At 45.1% G+C, this 15,293-nt stretch carries 18 protein-coding genes; all 18 read left to right on the top strand.

Translation table 11 applies throughout. From position 1 onward, the window contains the following. The first annotated feature begins 2 nt into the window (after window positions 1-2). The 18 genes from OCV81_RS15075 (at window position 3) to OCV81_RS14990 (ending at window position 15,087) form a co-directional block, all read left to right on the top strand. Window positions 3-626: a hypothetical protein gene (locus OCV81_RS15075; protein ID WP_148330770.1), complete on the top strand. Its 624-nt coding sequence runs from the start codon at window positions 3-5 to the stop codon at window positions 624-626. Next, a complete protein-coding gene (locus OCV81_RS15070; RefSeq protein WP_148330769.1) occupies window positions 623-2,230 on the top strand; it encodes a hypothetical protein in 1,608 nt (535 codons plus the stop codon). Before OCV81_RS15075 ends, OCV81_RS15070 begins: the two co-directional genes overlap by 4 nt. A gap of 806 nt (window positions 2,231-3,036) precedes the next feature. Then, window positions 3,037-3,588, top strand: coding sequence for a phosphoribosyltransferase (locus tag OCV81_RS15065; protein ID WP_148330768.1), 552 nt, complete (start codon window positions 3,037-3,039; stop codon window positions 3,586-3,588). Window positions 3,589-3,607: 19 nt separating this feature from the next. Further along, window positions 3,608-4,213 carry a JAB domain-containing protein gene (locus OCV81_RS15060; RefSeq protein ID WP_148330767.1) on the top strand — a complete coding sequence of 202 codons (606 nt, stop codon included), beginning with the start codon at window positions 3,608-3,610 and terminating at the stop codon, window positions 4,211-4,213. A gap of 240 nt (window positions 4,214-4,453) precedes the next feature. After that, the gene (locus OCV81_RS15055; RefSeq protein ID WP_148330766.1) at window positions 4,454-4,651 is read left to right on the top strand and encodes a type II toxin-antitoxin system HicA family toxin; all 198 of its coding nucleotides are present in this window, start codon (window positions 4,454-4,456) and stop codon (window positions 4,649-4,651) included. A gap of 87 nt (window positions 4,652-4,738) precedes the next feature. Continuing rightward, a complete protein-coding gene (locus tag OCV81_RS15050; RefSeq protein WP_148330765.1) occupies window positions 4,739-5,146 on the top strand; it encodes a hypothetical protein in 408 nt (135 codons plus the stop codon). A gap of 132 nt (window positions 5,147-5,278) precedes the next feature. Next, window positions 5,279-6,139, top strand: a complete 861-nt coding sequence (locus OCV81_RS15045) for an exonuclease domain-containing protein (protein ID WP_148330764.1) — start codon at window positions 5,279-5,281, stop codon at window positions 6,137-6,139. 10 nt (window positions 6,140-6,149) lie between these two features. Beyond that, window positions 6,150-7,898, top strand: a complete 1,749-nt coding sequence (locus OCV81_RS15040; protein WP_148330763.1) for a DUF4041 domain-containing protein — start codon at window positions 6,150-6,152, stop codon at window positions 7,896-7,898. A 12-nt stretch (window positions 7,899-7,910) separates the two neighbouring features. Further along, window positions 7,911-8,561, top strand: coding sequence for a hypothetical protein (locus OCV81_RS15035; protein ID WP_148330762.1), 651 nt, complete (start codon window positions 7,911-7,913; stop codon window positions 8,559-8,561). Between the two features lie 403 nt (window positions 8,562-8,964). Continuing rightward, window positions 8,965-9,222: a hypothetical protein gene (locus OCV81_RS15030; protein WP_148330760.1), complete on the top strand. Its 258-nt coding sequence runs from the start codon at window positions 8,965-8,967 to the stop codon at window positions 9,220-9,222. Then, entirely contained in the window at window positions 9,219-9,419 is a 201-nt protein-coding gene (locus tag OCV81_RS15025) for a hypothetical protein (protein ID WP_148330759.1), read from the top strand. Before OCV81_RS15030 ends, OCV81_RS15025 begins: the two co-directional genes overlap by 4 nt. Further along, a complete protein-coding gene (locus tag OCV81_RS15020; protein ID WP_148330758.1) occupies window positions 9,409-9,648 on the top strand; it encodes a hypothetical protein in 240 nt (79 codons plus the stop codon). The genes OCV81_RS15025 and OCV81_RS15020 overlap by 11 nt, the downstream gene beginning before the upstream one ends. 130 nt (window positions 9,649-9,778) lie before the next feature. After that, window positions 9,779-10,819, top strand: a complete 1,041-nt coding sequence (locus tag OCV81_RS15015; RefSeq protein WP_148330757.1) for a hypothetical protein — start codon at window positions 9,779-9,781, stop codon at window positions 10,817-10,819. A 240-nt stretch (window positions 10,820-11,059) separates the two neighbouring features. After that, on the top strand, window positions 11,060-12,448 hold the full coding sequence (locus OCV81_RS15010; protein ID WP_148330756.1) for a hypothetical protein: 1,389 nt from the start codon (window positions 11,060-11,062) through the stop codon (window positions 12,446-12,448). Window positions 12,449-12,459: 11 nt separating this feature from the next. Further along, window positions 12,460-13,281, top strand: coding sequence for a DUF6712 family protein (locus OCV81_RS15005; protein ID WP_148330755.1), 822 nt, complete (start codon window positions 12,460-12,462; stop codon window positions 13,279-13,281). After that, the gene (locus OCV81_RS15000) at window positions 13,247-14,053 is read left to right on the top strand and encodes a hypothetical protein (protein WP_148330754.1); all 807 of its coding nucleotides are present in this window, start codon (window positions 13,247-13,249) and stop codon (window positions 14,051-14,053) included. Before OCV81_RS15005 ends, OCV81_RS15000 begins: the two co-directional genes overlap by 35 nt. Then, complete coding sequence (locus OCV81_RS14995; RefSeq protein WP_148330753.1) at window positions 14,040-14,543, top strand: hypothetical protein; 504 nt, start codon at window positions 14,040-14,042, stop codon at window positions 14,541-14,543. The genes OCV81_RS15000 and OCV81_RS14995 overlap by 14 nt, the downstream gene beginning before the upstream one ends. Then, a complete protein-coding gene (locus tag OCV81_RS14990; RefSeq protein ID WP_148330752.1) occupies window positions 14,536-15,087 on the top strand; it encodes a hypothetical protein in 552 nt (183 codons plus the stop codon). The genes OCV81_RS14995 and OCV81_RS14990 overlap by 8 nt, the downstream gene beginning before the upstream one ends. Window positions 15,088-15,293: the final 206 nt, after the last annotated feature.

The raw sequence follows: 15,293 nt of genomic DNA, 5'->3' as shown, positions 1-15,293 counted from the left end.
CTATGCCATTACCCTCCACAATTGATATTGCCAAAGAAAACCTCTTCGCCTCGGTCGACGAAATGCGAGAGCGTAACATTCCCGAAGTCATCCAGCAGCGTCTGCTCCGACTTCGGGACATGTATAATTACTGGCTCCAGTACCCGCGCATACGAGAACAGGAAATCGTACTGGAGATTCAGAAGCGATACCAGATACAGAAGTCAGCCGCCTACGAAGACATCCGTATCATCAAATACCTGCTGGGTGATTTGAACAAGGCCACCAAAGACTACCATCGCTACCGATTCATACAGCGCAACGAAGAAAGTTACGAGATGGCCAGGCGCATGAAGGACGCCCGGGCGATGGCCGCCTGTGACAACTACTATGCCAAGTACATGCAGCTCGACAAGGAGGATGCCAAGGATTTAGGTTACGACAAGATTGTGGTACAGCCTTTCCAGCCGGACAGCGACCCGACGATTATCGGAATCAAGCCGATACCGAACATTCGGCAGCGCATTGCAGACAAGATAAAGCAGTACATGAATGAGGATGTACAAGAAATCGAGTTTGAAGATGCCGACTTCAACGAAGACGATATTTTCAATCCGAAAAAATCACAGGAGGAGCCTGAACCATGAGAGAGTATTTCCATGAAACGCAGCAGCAGGTCATATTTACCCCTGCAAAGACAATCGTTCTTTGTGCCGGACGTGGTTGGGGAAAAGGTCCTATTCATGCCGCCATCAACCTGCGCAACATGCAGCGCATGCCAGGAAGCATCACCGGTTTTGTCGCGGCCAACTGTAAACGTGCCCTCACCAACACCATCCCTTCCATGCTGATCCACTGGCAACGCTGGGGATTCAAGCGTGATGTCCACTGGACTATCGGCAAAAAACCGCCGAAGTCCTGGGGATGGGGTGAGCCTATCTTCCAGCCCGACAACTGGGAGAATGTGATTTCTTTATACAACGGCTCTATCGGATACATTATCAGCCAGGACCGCTCCGGTACCTCCAACTCATTCTCATTTGATTACCTCGACATCGACGAAGCTAAGTACATCGACTTCGAACAGTTGAAGGACGAAACTCTTCCGGCAAACCGTGGTAACAAGCAGTATTTCGGGCATCACTACTTCCACCATGGCATGCTGATTACCTCCGATATGCCGGTGACGAAAAAAGGCTCCTGGTTCCTGGACTACGAAAAGAAATGCGACCCGGAACTGATAGAAGTCATCCAGGCGACAGTACATGAAATCTGGCGGACGAAGAAGCGCATCCGCGACCTTCAGGCTAAATCTGAACCGGTTCCTTTATACCTGAAGGACTATCTGCGTACCCTGAACCGTGACGTGTGCCGGATGGGTTCTGTGGCAGTTCTGTACCGAGAGTTCTCCACAATCGAGAATATGCAGCTGCTGGGGGAAGCGTTCATTAATCAGATGAAGCGTGACCTTCCCCCACTCACCTTCCAGACGGCCATTCTCTGCCGACGTATCGGTATCAGTCGAGACGGCTTCTACTCCAGCATGACAGAAGCACACAAATACAATGCGACTGACTTCAGCTACCTGGACAGCCTGGAATACCAGTTCGACAAAATCAAGGAGCCTTCCTGCTTAATGGATGTCGACCTTGACAGGGACAAACCTATTTGCATCGCATTTGACTTCAACGCGAATATCAACTGGCTGGTAGCCGGTCAGCCGGACCGGAACCGGCTGAAGGTGATTAAGTCGTTCTGGGTAAAGTATGAGCGTAAGCTCGAGGCACTGGTGGATGACTTCTGCAAGTATTACCGACACCAGCGACACAAGGAAGTGATATTCTATTACGACAGTACGGCCTTAGGCTCAAACTATGCGGTCAATGACGAAGACTTTCATTACGTTGTCGAGCGTGCTTTCAAGGATAGAGGCTGGGAAGTACGTAATGTATATATTGGAAGTCCTATGAAGCATATTGAGAAGTGGTTACTCATCAACCGCATGTTTGCTGGTAGAGCCAGATTGTCTCCTTTCTTCAATGTGCAGAATAACGAAGACCTGCTTATCTCAGTACAGACTGCAGGCGTGTACAATGGGGGCAAAGACAAGCGAGGTGAGAAGCTGGCAGAAACAGAAGAAGACCAGCTTCAGGCGAGAACGGACGGTTCGGATGCGTTCGATACTCTGTGTATCGGCTGTGAGCGTTTCCCCCAGATGACATTCGACATGTTTGTGACATCCTCTATGTAGTTTTCAATAAGCTAATTAGTTTCTATTCTTAAAGTAAACCCTGATAAGCATATAAATTGTTGTCAGGGTTATTTTTATATTTTTCCACCCTTCACTGTTAATAATATTAACATATTCCGTATATTTTAACGTTAAATAATTTAAGATTTCGTTGTGCGGTGGGGCCAACCCTTCATAGACCTCAATACAGATTGCATTTATTAATTTATGTAAATATTTGATTCTGTGCACATTATAAATTTGAGGAGCGGAAATACCAAAAAACTCTATCTGTTTATCCTTATTTCTGGATGCTAATCTACTGGCTCACAATCTGCTGGCACCCGGTAAATTCAGGGAATTTCCCGGGTAACAAGGTAGAAAGACACTCGGTAGTCTTTCTGGGCTGAAGATAGCGTTCACGCAGCGGCCCACCCGCCCCATTGCTTTCCCTACTGGCGGTATAGCTAAAGCTATGTATTGTTTGACTGCTCTTCTGTTCTTCTCTTCGGAATTCATATCGGTGTCACCTCTCACTGCCGGTTACGCCTTTTCTTCACTGCAAAGGTAAATGTTGCCTACCGTATGCCAAGTTCAGGCGCTGTTCACGTAAAAATCTCCACCCCTTCGGAGTAGTATTCAAGGCAGGGCTTTACGGTGAAAACTTGTCTTTCACGGCTGGCAACACCTTTTGAGGCAGTGTAAAAAGGCGAAACAAACCGACAGCGAAAGGCGACGGAATAAAAAAAACTCAGAGAAGGAAGAGCAGAAGAAAAGGCTCACTACCTCGGCTCGAGGTTCAAGAATAAAACTCTAAAACCACTGATATGAAAACCTTTACCGAATCCATGTTAAACCAATGCAGAAAGTACATGTTCAGCTTTTTTGACTACCTGCCCACGAAGTATAAAGCCAGTGCAAGGGATTGGCAAGTGAGAAAATTTGTGTGGTCATTCAAAGACGGTAAATGTGCCGTTTCGGCTGCCCAGCTTGTTGCCAAGAAAATCCGTGAGCAGTTTGGCACGTCAGCGAGTGACATGGTTTTTGTTTGTATCCCAGCCAGCAGCCAGCGGAAAAATGAAATCAGATACAAAGAGTTTTCCGCAGAAGTGGCGCGGCTTTCTGGAGTCCAGAACGGATACGACCATATCACGGTAGAGGGCGAACGACTGGCAATCCACGAAAGTAAACCAGGAAAGCACGTCAATAATGTGGAAGTAATCAATCTTGACAAAGACTATTTCAAGGGGAAAAAGGTACTTGTATTTGATGACGTGATAACCCGAGGTTTCTCTTATGCCCGTTTTGCCTGCCATTTGGAAATGCTGGGGGCTTCGGTTTTGGGAGGTATGTTTTTAGCGAAAACTTTATTTGTCTAACAATTTAATAATCAACCTTATGAAAGATTTATTCGAAATTTGTGGCGAGTGCAGCCACCTGAGTGATGCAGAAGTAGTGTATCAGCTTACTAACAGCAAGGAAACGAGTAATCAAGTGAACGCCATGTTGGCGAACGGAAACGATGTGTCGATAGAAGATGTTTGTAACCTGCTGACACCAGCACGCCGAGAAATGGCACTGGCAGTCATTGAACTATACAAGCGTATCAAGGAACGGAAAAACAACAGAAAGACAATACACTCCAGTACAGACGTGTATGAAGTAATGCACCCCTACATGGCTGACTTAAAGGTAGAAGAATGTTGGGCAATCTACTTGAACCAAGCAGGAAGAATCATCCGAAAACAGCGTATTTCAGTCGGAGGACTTGCCAGCACACAGGTAGATGTAAGAGTAATTTTGCGGGAAGCCCTCACCTGCAATGCCACATCCATGATACTCTGCCACAATCATCCATCGGGAAATACGCGCCCGAGCCAAGATGATGACCGATTAACCCATGCCCTGCTGGAAGCTGGCAGGACTATGAATATAAGACTACTTGACCATGTAATCGTAGCGGATGGAAGTCATTACAGCTACGGTGACGAAGGTCGGCTGTAGGGGCTGCAAATGGCCGTAGCAGAGATTGGGAGGTGGGTAGCGTCACGGCCGCCCGCCGCCCGATTTTGCTGCTGATCACTACGTTGGCGGCAAAATCGGGCGGCGGGGAATAAGGTATTTCGATTTTTCTACGCCTAAAAGCGGCGATAATAGTAACTATTTTACTATTATTTTATCGTTTTCATTTGTAGATAATAGTAAAATTACTATCTTTGCACTGTTGAATTAAAACAGTGATCTATGAAGACAGTGAAAGTTTCAGCAATTCTCCAGAAATTGCAGGATGATGGATGGTATCTATCGAATCAAGAAGGCAGCCATCGTCAGTTCAAACATCCTGTCAAGAAAGGAAAAGTAACCGTCAACGGTCATACTTCAGACGATGTTTGGGGATTTTTGCTAAAGAGTATTGAAAAGCAATCAGGGTTAAAATTTTAACCCTGAGCGCTTGCTCTAATAGATTTTTAATTCAACATAGGCGGTCCTAATAAGACCGCTTTATTTGAAAACTTAATACAATATTATATGGATAAAGTTGTTATTGAAACCGCACGTACTGAAAACGGATATAGTGGTTCATGTGAATTACTCCCTGGGTGGATTGTAGCTACTACTGGTGATTTTGACAACTTTAAAAAAGAGGTTGTCGACAGCATCCGCTTTTATGTAGATTGCGCCAAAAAGGACGGAGATGAATATCCTGCGGTCTTTGATGGAGAATATGAACTTGTGTACAAATTTGACGTGCAAAGCCTATTACTTTATTATCAGGGTATTTTCTCTTTTTCTGCTCTACAAACTATTACTGGAATAAACCAAAAGCAGCTTGCACATTATGCAGCAGGCAGAAGCAAGCCACGCCCTCAACAGGCTGAAAAAATAGCCAGAGGGTTACATAATCTAGCAAAAGATTTAATGTCGGTCACTGTTTAATTCAACACTTTGCTTTGACTGAGAGATAAAAGGAGCCTCTTAGTAGGCTCCTTTTTTATTGGATTTTTTGCCCTCCTCTAAACATTTTATTACATTTGGACTATTATTTTTATAACAAATTTAATAGGCCAAATGAAAACACAAGATTTCGTCGCAATAGACTTTGAGACCATGACACCGGAGCTGACCAGTGCATGCGCCATAGGGCTTGTAAGAGTCCACAACGGAGTTATCAGCCAAAAGTTCTATTCACTTATCAAACCGATACCTGACTCCAGAACCGAACGCAACACCCATGTACACGGACTGACGGATGAGATGGTAGCCGACGCCCCCACCTTCTCCGAACTATTCCCTTTACTAAAATCCTTCATCGAAGATCTTCCGATTGTATGCCATAACAGCTCCACAGACATCAACGTTTTCAAAGTCTGCATGGGATACTATGGACTGACCGGAATTGACCTGAGTCACTACGTCGACACACTGGAACTGTACGGCAAAGGCCTGAAAACATGCTGTGAAGAAAACGGAATCCTGCTTGTCAATCACCACGACGCGCTGGCCGATGCGGAAGCCTGTGCTAAGCTCTACCTTTGTTACCAGGGACACCTGGCGAAAGACCTTGCACATTACGACCTGAAGGAAGTGATGGCAAACAAGGACGCACGTAAGTACGACCATGACACCTTGATGCCTTTATCCGAGGAAGACATAGAAAACAAGGATACGATTTTCTTCCAAAAGAAAGTGGTGATTACAGGTGTCTTTTGCGCCTACCCTGACCGCGATGAGCTCGGTTCTATTCTGAAATCATTCGGTGCAGACATAAATACGACAATATCAGGCAAAACAAACATTGTCATCGTCGGAGAAGGTGCCGGCCCATCCAAACTCAAAAAGATTGAAGAGCTCAATGCCAAAGGAAAGAACATCCGGCTCATTTACGAGAAAGAATTATGCGAAATTATGAACGAAATAACTAAACACTAAGATATTACCTATGGATTTACTTTTTATCTATATATCAGCATGTTTACTTGCTATTATCTTTTACTTAGGATATAAGCTATCATCTTTAAAAAGCAATATTAAAGAATTAGATAAAGAAAAGCAGCAGTTAAGTTCTACTCTAAATGATTTACATCAAACAAATGTTCAATTAACAGACACCAATGAGCAATTAGCAGAACGAAACCAAAAATTAGAAGTATATTCTTCTGCTTTAGATGCAGACAAAGAAGCTGCAGAAAGGTTAGAAAAAGCAAAAGCTGAAGCTTCAGACATTGTTTCTTCTGCTCAAGAAAGAGCTGACAATATGATAAACTCAGCCCAACAGAAAACATCTGGTATGATTACAGAGGCTGAAGAGAATGCCAAAAGCATTATTCAGCAAGCAAATCTTGATTTAGAATCAGCAAAAAATGAGACATCAGAAATCCGAAAATCTAACCGGGAACTGATACAAAAGAGTAAAGAGGAGGCCGAACGTATAAAGTCAGATGCGACCAGACAAGCTACATTAATGCTGGAACAAGCAGAAGAAAAAGCTAAAACAATCGCAGGAGATGCTTATGAGATTGCCCAAAAGGCCCAACACTACGAAAATGTAGCAAAGGCTATGAAAAATGTGATTGAAGGATATGGTGATGAATATCTTAAACCAACCTTTTCTTTATTAGACGATTTAGCAGAAGAATTTGGATATGATGAAGCAGGACAAAGGCTAAAAGATGCAAGAGAAAAAACAAAAATGCTCATAAAGAGTGGCAATGCTTCAAAATGTGATTATGTAGAAACAAATAGAAGAACCACTGCTGAAAATTTCGTTCTTGACGCGTTTAACGGTAAAGTGGATTCTATTTTATCTATGATAAAAAAAGACAACCACGGTATTTTGGAACAGAAAATCCGTGATGCTTATTCTTTAGTGAATAATTTAGGAATGGCATTTAGAAATGCTCACATTACTGAAGTTTATCTCGAGGCACGATTAGATGAATTAAAATGGGGAGCTATCGTCTATGAACTAAAACTTCAAGAGCGAGAAGAGCAACGGAGAATTAAAGAACAGATTAGAGAAGAAGAGAAAGCACGTCGCGAATATGAACGTGCAATGAAAGAAGCAGCTAAAGAGGAAGATACTATTCGCCGTGCCATGGAAAAAGCTCAACAGGCAATCGAAAAGGCCAGTGCAGAGCAAAAAGCTAAGTATGAAGCTCAGTTGGCCGATTTACAAGTCAAACTGCAAGAAGCAGAAGCAAAGAACCAAAGGGCTTTATCTATGGCTCAGCAAACGAAGTCCGGACATGTTTATATAATATCTAATATCGGTTCATTTGGTGAGAATGTATTTAAAATCGGTATGACAAGAAGACTGGAGCCATTAGACCGCGTCAGAGAACTGGGTGATGCCAGCGTTCCATTCCCGTTTGATGTTCATGCAATGATTTATTCTGAGGATGCTCCTGGACTAGAAACAGCTCTACATAAATATTTTGTACAAAATCAGGTGAATAAGGTTAACCCTAGAAAAGAATTTTTCAGAATACCTATTTCTGCAATTAAAGAAGAAGTAGAAAAAAGAGGATTAGAAGTCAAATGGACTATGGCTGCAGCTGCGTTAGAATATAAAGAAACATTGGCAATTGAAAAATCTATGCTTTCAGACAAAGAAGCAAAAGAAAAATGGTTACAGCAACAAAATTCCATGGAAGCTGTCATTGACAATGATGATGAGACTGAAAACTAAAACAATTTATCTATGAAGAATTTATTATTAATATTATTGGCTACTTTCATGTCCTTCAATACAATGGTAGCTCAAGAAAAAGGTTATAAAATAGGATTTTTCGGTGCTTATAACCAATATCCTATTATTGAATCAAATCAGCAAACGTCCGATGGTATAAAGATAGTGACAGGTTCCAGATTTATTTCAACAACAAAAAACTCCTCTTATACAACAAAAAGTGAATTGTATTTTGAACTCGGATTATCCGTTTCCCAAATAGGCAATGAACCTTTAGAATACACACTTGACGTAATGGCTGTAACAACAGACCTAAATAGTCTTTACGTGTTTAAAGACTCTCCTATGCTCATTAAATTATATGATGATGAAGTTATTAAACTATTTTGCAAAGAGAAAGCGGAAGATAACATAGGTGAGGTAGTTTCTTTAACCTACAATATACACAGATATACAATCATTGCTCAATATAAAATCAGCAAAGAAGATATTGAGAAATTAAAAAAAGGAATTAAGAAAATCAGACTTGAGGTCAATGCAGAAAAAAGAGACTATGAATATAAACGATACAAGAAAGATGAAGTAGGAGCTTTCTTGTTTGAGGAATACAACTTGATAACAAAAGCTCTTTCTGAACAAACATCATTTGAGGAAGGTTTCTAACTTCACCAGTACTCCTTAGCCAGTACTGCAGTATTTCCCTGAAAGTACTATAGTACTTCCGTAGCAGTACTGGAGTACTCCCTATGAAGTACTGAGAACATAACCCAGAGGCCCTATAAAAAGCGGAAACACTAAAAAGTTTCCGCTTTTTCTTTTGCTATTTCAAAACAAAAACATACATTTGCGATGTCGTACATTTGAATCAGGCGAGATGGCTCGCCATTTTTATGCTGCGGGCATTTTTTATGCCTTGTGGTTTACTATATCGTATAAGTTCCGTCCCGTGTGGAGTCTTAATGGACCCACTGCCTGATTCAGGTGTACGACAACGGGGAGCGGAACTTTTCTTGTTCTCTTCCCGTACTTTATCAAAATATTGTTTCATTTTAAATGTCGTACAAAAATGAAAAATCAAATTGCATTGCCTGTAAGCCAGGCGAAAGAAAGCCGCATTTCTTTATGGCTAAATCGTGAAAATGTATTGTTCTCCTCCATCATGGAAGAGAAAGTCACTAACCTTCAGACTGTGCTGGTGTCCCAAGCATTGGCTTCTTTTTGCTTGCTCACCTGTTCCATCTTCACTCACTGGCTGGCAGCCGTTGTCTGCTTGTGCTGGTTCGCTTGTTCCATCTTACTTTGCAAGAAAGGAGGATTACGATGACCGACTCTTTACAGCGACCGATATTCCGTGTCGATAAATACCAGGCATACGAAGAAGACACGGTACTGTTCGAACAATACAGCATCCTCATGTATGGAAATGAAAAACTATGCTGCACCCGCCCCGAAATGGAGCAACTAAGCAAACTAATCCAACGCGCTTTAAACGACAGAAAGGAGGCAGAACATGGCAGCTGATAAAATCAAATTCGACAAATATATCCTTATCCGTTACTTCCAGGAATATCTCCCGGTGGAACGGGAAAGCGAGAATGTGATATACAAGACCTCACAGCAGATTCAAGACGAACTGTCTGAGATGGCCGACATCAGCATCAACCAGATTGCGGCCACGATGGTAGAACTACGATACAAGCTCACCATCGGGCCCGATGGCCGGCCGGCATGGATGATGCTGCGCAGATAGACTGCGAGTTTTTAGATGATTACATTTTTTCTACATTGATAGTGTGAAGGCGTGGCGCCGTGAGGGCGCTGCGCCTTTTGTCTTTTTACCCCTTTTCCACACCAGGTATCTTTGAGCAAAACAAAGAATCATGGTTTCTGTCACTCAAAAAATACCGGAATTTGCGCTTTCTTCTCAACTTAATGAAATCGTAATCAATGCAGATGAAGAGGTTACATTCATTTTGAAGAAAAATGATTCTGTAATTTTGCAAGAATCATATACACCAGACTCCCAAAATATTATCCGAATATTGGATTTGCTTTCTCTGCTCGAATCTTATTTAATCAATGAGCCGCTCACAGATTTCACATACGAAATGATAGCGGATAGTCTGTGGGATAATTCCACAAATTTCACGGTACTGCTATGCCGTCCAATCGTCCCCTGCAGTGCAGAGGATTTTGTAGCGGACTACTTTCTGACAACCTTGGCCGGACGTGACAAAATCACCTCCTTTGGCCGCACGGAAACGCTGTACCTTACGACCGGGAAACTATCCTCCGGAGGTACGACCATCCCAGTGACGGCAGAATGTATCTTCGTCAACAACCAGAACCAACTGCTCAAGTCCACCCGTTCCTTGGGCAACGTAGCCGACTATGGCATCCGTTCCATTGATGTATCCCCTTCCCAATTCACACAGTCCGGCTACAAACTGCTGCGGTACACCATCCTGGCCGGTGCCCGGAAGCAGACCTTCCGCGTGGACCAGGACGAACCGGAATCTATCGGTCTAAAGTTCCGGAACTCGTTTGGTGTTATCGAGACATTCTACTTTGTAGGCGGTGACACAGTTGAACCGGAACTGACCCGAAGTGCAGCTTACTTCGCCGGACAATACAAGACCTATCATGTTGACGAGCAGCGCAAGCACACACTCAATACTGGCTACATTCCTGAATCTATGTTCGCCCTGGCCGACGATGTGGCAAGGGCGACCGAAGTCTGGCTGATGGATGAATCCGGCGACATCCCGATAACCATCACCGAAAGCAATACCAGCCGGAGCGATGAAGACGACGGACTGTTTGCTTTCACTGTCTCTTACATCTTCGCATCCCGGTGCCAGCAGCGGCTCCGTCTGCTTCCGGACATCTTCGACGACTCATTCGATGACACATACAATTAAAGCCTATGAACGTAATACATATCAAAGACGCATTGAGGTTGCTCGAGTCCGGGCAACCCTGCAACCTGAAGCTGTGGAAGCTCAGCACAGGCGACATTCTGGAATACCGAGGCGCGGTGTGCGTTGGCTCCCACTGGCGCCAGGGACTTCACCGGGTCCGCCTTCCGGCATCCGGCCTAATCCGTTCTTTCCGTGACATATCCCTTTTCGAAATTAACAACATGACAATTTATCTCTAATATGGAACCCACAATCTCACAATACGACGACAATTTTATGCCTGGTGAAATATTCGACATCGAGGTATCCAAAATAAACACCGAAATGGCTTCCGTGGAAGACAGCAGCCAGGTATTCGACGAAGATGCGAACATCAGCACAACACCTGTGCCGAACCGGCAAGGCATGGCGTATGTCAATTTTGGCGAAGACAACCAACTGCCGTTCAAAATTATCAAGATGATAGGTCAGGACGAAGTCATGAGCCAAAACAAACTGTTTAACGTCATCACCTGTTACGGGGCCGGGCTCAAGTATATGGACGTAGATACCAAGCAACCTACCACCCATCCGGAGATTAAGAGCTGGTTGGTCCGCAACAGTCTGCCACTGTTCCAGCTCGAGCAGGCCACGGACATGAAGTATTTCTTTTTCTGCGTGTCGGTCATCATTCTTTCCAAGGACGGTAAAAAGATTAATCGTTTGATTCACAAAGAAGCCTGTTACTGTCGGTTCGAAAAAGCAAGATACGGCAAAATCAACCACGTGATTTATGCCAATTTCCGCGACAACGCCTCACTCAGTCCAGATGACTACGAAGTCATCCGATTGCTTGATCCGCGAGACCCACTGGGCGACCTGATGGTACTCATGGGGCGCGAGCCGGGGCGTGACGGACAAACGAGAGTCCGAACGAAAGACAAGAAATTCGCCATCCTGGTGCGATTCCCGACGCCCGGCTTCCAGTATTACCCCATCCCCTATTACACCAGCATTTTCCGGGGCGACTGGTACGACATCAAGCGATTGATCGGGAAAGGTAAAAAAGCGAAGCTGCGCAACCATGCCAGCGTGAAATACCAGGTCGAAGTGCACAAGGACTATTGGAGTAATATCTGTTCGGAAGAGCACATTACCGACCCGCTGAAGAAGATGGAACGTATCAAAAAGGAGAAGGAAAATATCAAGAAGTTTGTTTCCGGAATCGAAAACAGCGGCAAGGTTTGGATAACCGGATACTACATCGACCCGAATGGCCGTGAGGTCCGCATGGTGCGTATCAACATCATCGAGACCGGAAAGGAGGGTGGCGACTGGAGCGAAGACATTCAGGAGGCCAGCAACATTACTTGTTACGGCGACAATATCCACCCCAACCTGGTGGGAGCCACGCCCGGCAAAGGACAGAGTAACAACTCCGGTTCCGACAAACGAGAGCTGTTCACACTCAAACAGGCACTGGAGATTCCCTTCCACGACCTGATGAACATCCCTCATCAGATTGTAATTGCGTATAACGGATGGGGTGAAAAGGTGTATCCAGACATTCCAATGGTACTTCTTACCACCCTTGACCAGAACACCGACGCGAAGCAAAAGACAGCTTCCGACCTTGAAAGTCAATCCTAAAACAAATCAATATGGCTATCACATTTTCACAAAATGTTTTCGAAAGAATATGCACCTCTGCCACCAATTCTACGGCAGAGGTCTACGACATGATCGCCCCTCACCTCGACGATACCCTACAAAGCATTAACCGGGTGCTGCTGGGCGACATGGCCGAAAAACTGGATACTGTTCCCGGCCTCGAGGCGGCCGTCGTAAAACTGGTTTGTCTGCGTACCTATCAAGAACAGATACCGCAGCTCGACCTGGTATTAACACCGACAGGCTTTGGCGTAGTGTCTAACCAGAATCTGGCCCCGGCTTCTGCAGACAGAGTGAAGAACCTGCTGCAGCAAGTCACCAACTCCGCCGAGGACGCATACGACCGGTGCCTGGAATTGCTGGTCGGAACTGACTGGGCGGATACAGCACAGGCTCGTATCAACATCCCGAACCTGATTTACACCGCACGGCAGCTGAAGATGTACGTCGAATTCCCGTCCGCAGACGTTCATCGTTCCAAGCTGGTAGAATGTCGTTCCCGCATGTATCAGGCAGAAGAAAAACTCCGGCAGCACGTGTCGGCTGAGTTCTTCGACCATATCCTTGAACAGACCCGGCACAATGCGTACACCAAAGAAGAAACCGCTATGGCCGACTACATGTGCAAGTTTATCGGATTCTGCATTGCAAAGGATTGGCCGACGGCAAAGGCCATGCTGGATCGCATCGAGAACTACGCGGAAGCCAAGGCAGAAACCTTCACTGCTTACAAGGACTCCGAGGCGTACAAAGTCAAACATTTTGAGACCTACAAAAATGAGAAAGACGATTCCACATACTTTTGGGGGTAGAATCCTCGATTTCCGTTTCCCCACTTCGTGGCAGCAGCTCAACCAAGAACAGCTTCGATATGTGTTCCTGGTCATCACCCTGTTTCCTCCGGCCAAGGCAAAGACCTACGTCTTCATGCGCTTTACCGGAATCCGTGTCCGGAAGCGAGTCAAGGGAGGGTGGCTGTGCACGTTCCGCCTGAACTGGCACAAGATATTGAGATTCATCCTTCAGGACTGGCAGGTGCGCAGCTTTCTCCGGCAAATTGATTTTATTTCCGAGCCCAACGCCTACCCCGTCCGTCTGGACAAGATAGGCGGCCGATACGCCATCGATACGATGCTGCACGGACTGAGCTTCGAAGATTACCTTTGTTGCGAGAACCACTACCAGGGCTACCTGTATTCGCAGGATATTTCCCAACTCAAATCCCTGTATGGTTTCTTGTACAAGAAGAATCCTGGTGCCAGAGGCTCACTGAAGGCTGCCTTTTCCCGTATCAAGGAATACGAACTGGTATCCGTATTCCTTTGGTGGGGCAGCGTCAAACTGTATTTCATATCCCTATTCCCCCATTTCTTCCAGCCATTCCATCGACCGGCCGACGCTGATCAGCCGGAACTGCCCGACCTGATGGGCGCGATGAACGCCCAGATCCGGGCACTGACCGGCGGAGACGTGACGAAAGAAAAGGAAGTCCTGCAGATGGACTGCTGGCGAGCCCTGACTGAACTGGACGCAAAAGCACACGATATTCAAATCATAAAATCAAGACAAGATGGACACAAATAAATTCTTTGACGGCCACGCTTATTTTAAAGAGCTGACCGAAAAGAACAAGCTGGCCACAGCCAACTCGTTCTACCCGTGTTCCTGTAGCGGAATCAATTCCCTTCAGGATGTGCTCGACAATTTCCGGAAACAATCCGCTTTCGTCTGTGTCGATGATACCAACGACGCTGCCGTAGAACAAATCGGTGGTGGCTGGTTCAAGAAGCGTACCTTCACGGTATTTCTCCTGATCCGGTACAAATACGATGACATGACCGACCGGGCGGAAAAGCTTGACATCTGTCGGCATCTCTTCCGACAGTTCCATTCCCGCATGATCCGTGACAAATACATCTACGAAGACCTGGATTTATCCTTCCTGAATGTCTCCAAAATCTACGCCCGTGAACTGGGGGAGTATTTCATTTCCGGATGCACCGGACTGTACTTCATGGTAGAGCTGACGGAACCAACTGATTTATGTTATATGGAGGACGAGTGGGATGGCTAAAACGGACACAAACAGACCGGCAGCTACCGATGAAGACCGCAGGAAATATCAGGAAGCCTGGGCGGAAATGATGGTAACAATCTGGCGAGAGAAAATCGAACGGCTGCATGTCATTAATACATACTCACTTCACCAGCAGATACGTGATAACGTCATATCTTCCACGGACTCAGTATCTACCATTCAGCACAAGTTTCTGGAGTACGGCATATATCAGGACATGGGTGTCGGTAAAGGATATACCAAAGGTAACGGCGGTGACTTAGAGATATTAAACCCGGTCTATCGTGAAGAACACGGGCTAAATGTGCCTCGCAAAGTTGGGCCAAAACCCGGTGGATACTATACATCCGGCAATCCGCGTAAACCTCGAGAATGGTTTTCCCGCCCCTACTTTGCATCCATCATGGTGCTGAAGGAACAGATGGCCTACATGTACGGCGAAGAGTTCTGCGGTTTGCTTGTCGATAAAATAGAGGAAGCAAACCACAAGCGCAGCACTACTCTCAAATCACGCCTGTACGGGACGCACAAGCGTAAATAAAACAATGTCTTTTTGAAATCTAACTCGGTAAGTTTACTTCGTAAAAAACTCAGAATTATGGCAACAAAAACATTCGAAGAACCGGTATATCCAGTTCAAACAAATACGACCTCTCAAGTGCGATTCACTGAGAAATGGGAGTTTTTTTTTTGGGTGGGCTTACCATCAGCTTCCTGAATGAGTCCGGGGACACTGAAAAATGGGAG

The sequence above is a fragment of the Phocaeicola fibrisolvens genome (assembly GCF_025567125.1).
Lineage (GTDB): Bacteria > Bacteroidota > Bacteroidia > Bacteroidales > Bacteroidaceae > Phocaeicola > Phocaeicola fibrisolvens.
The sequence above is the reverse complement of the archived record's forward strand: the minus strand, read 5'-3'. Positions and strand labels throughout refer to the sequence as shown.

Excerpts from the sequence above, each read along its gene's own strand:
- OCV81_RS15055 (WP_148330766.1), top strand. The coding sequence starts at position 4,454 with ATGAAGACAGTGAAAGTTTCAGCAATTCTCCAGAAATTGCAGGATGAT.
- OCV81_RS15070 (WP_148330769.1), top strand. The coding sequence starts at position 623 with ATGAGAGAGTATTTCCATGAAACGCAGCAGCAGGTCATATTTACCCCT.
- OCV81_RS15035 (WP_148330762.1), top strand. The coding sequence starts at position 7,911 with ATGAAGAATTTATTATTAATATTATTGGCTACTTTCATGTCCTTCAAT.
- OCV81_RS15020 (WP_148330758.1), top strand. The coding sequence starts at position 9,409 with ATGGCAGCTGATAAAATCAAATTCGACAAATATATCCTTATCCGTTAC.
- OCV81_RS15025 (WP_148330759.1), top strand. The coding sequence starts at position 9,219 with ATGACCGACTCTTTACAGCGACCGATATTCCGTGTCGATAAATACCAG.
- OCV81_RS15060 (WP_148330767.1), top strand. The coding sequence starts at position 3,608 with ATGAAAGATTTATTCGAAATTTGTGGCGAGTGCAGCCACCTGAGTGAT.
- OCV81_RS15010 (WP_148330756.1), top strand. The coding sequence starts at position 11,060 with ATGGAACCCACAATCTCACAATACGACGACAATTTTATGCCTGGTGAA.
- OCV81_RS14990 (WP_148330752.1), top strand. The coding sequence starts at position 14,536 with ATGGCTAAAACGGACACAAACAGACCGGCAGCTACCGATGAAGACCGC.
- OCV81_RS15050 (WP_148330765.1), top strand. The coding sequence starts at position 4,739 with ATGGATAAAGTTGTTATTGAAACCGCACGTACTGAAAACGGATATAGT.
- OCV81_RS15000 (WP_148330754.1), top strand. The coding sequence starts at position 13,247 with ATGAGAAAGACGATTCCACATACTTTTGGGGGTAGAATCCTCGATTTC.
- OCV81_RS15005 (WP_148330755.1), top strand. The coding sequence starts at position 12,460 with ATGGCTATCACATTTTCACAAAATGTTTTCGAAAGAATATGCACCTCT.
- OCV81_RS15045 (WP_148330764.1), top strand. The coding sequence starts at position 5,279 with ATGAAAACACAAGATTTCGTCGCAATAGACTTTGAGACCATGACACCG.
- OCV81_RS15040 (WP_148330763.1), top strand. The coding sequence starts at position 6,150 with ATGGATTTACTTTTTATCTATATATCAGCATGTTTACTTGCTATTATC.
- OCV81_RS15030 (WP_148330760.1), top strand. The coding sequence starts at position 8,965 with ATGAAAAATCAAATTGCATTGCCTGTAAGCCAGGCGAAAGAAAGCCGC.
- OCV81_RS14995 (WP_148330753.1), top strand. The coding sequence starts at position 14,040 with ATGGACACAAATAAATTCTTTGACGGCCACGCTTATTTTAAAGAGCTG.
- OCV81_RS15065 (WP_148330768.1), top strand. The coding sequence starts at position 3,037 with ATGAAAACCTTTACCGAATCCATGTTAAACCAATGCAGAAAGTACATG.
- OCV81_RS15015 (WP_148330757.1), top strand. The coding sequence starts at position 9,779 with ATGGTTTCTGTCACTCAAAAAATACCGGAATTTGCGCTTTCTTCTCAA.
- OCV81_RS15075 (WP_148330770.1), top strand. The coding sequence starts at position 3 with ATGCCATTACCCTCCACAATTGATATTGCCAAAGAAAACCTCTTCGCC.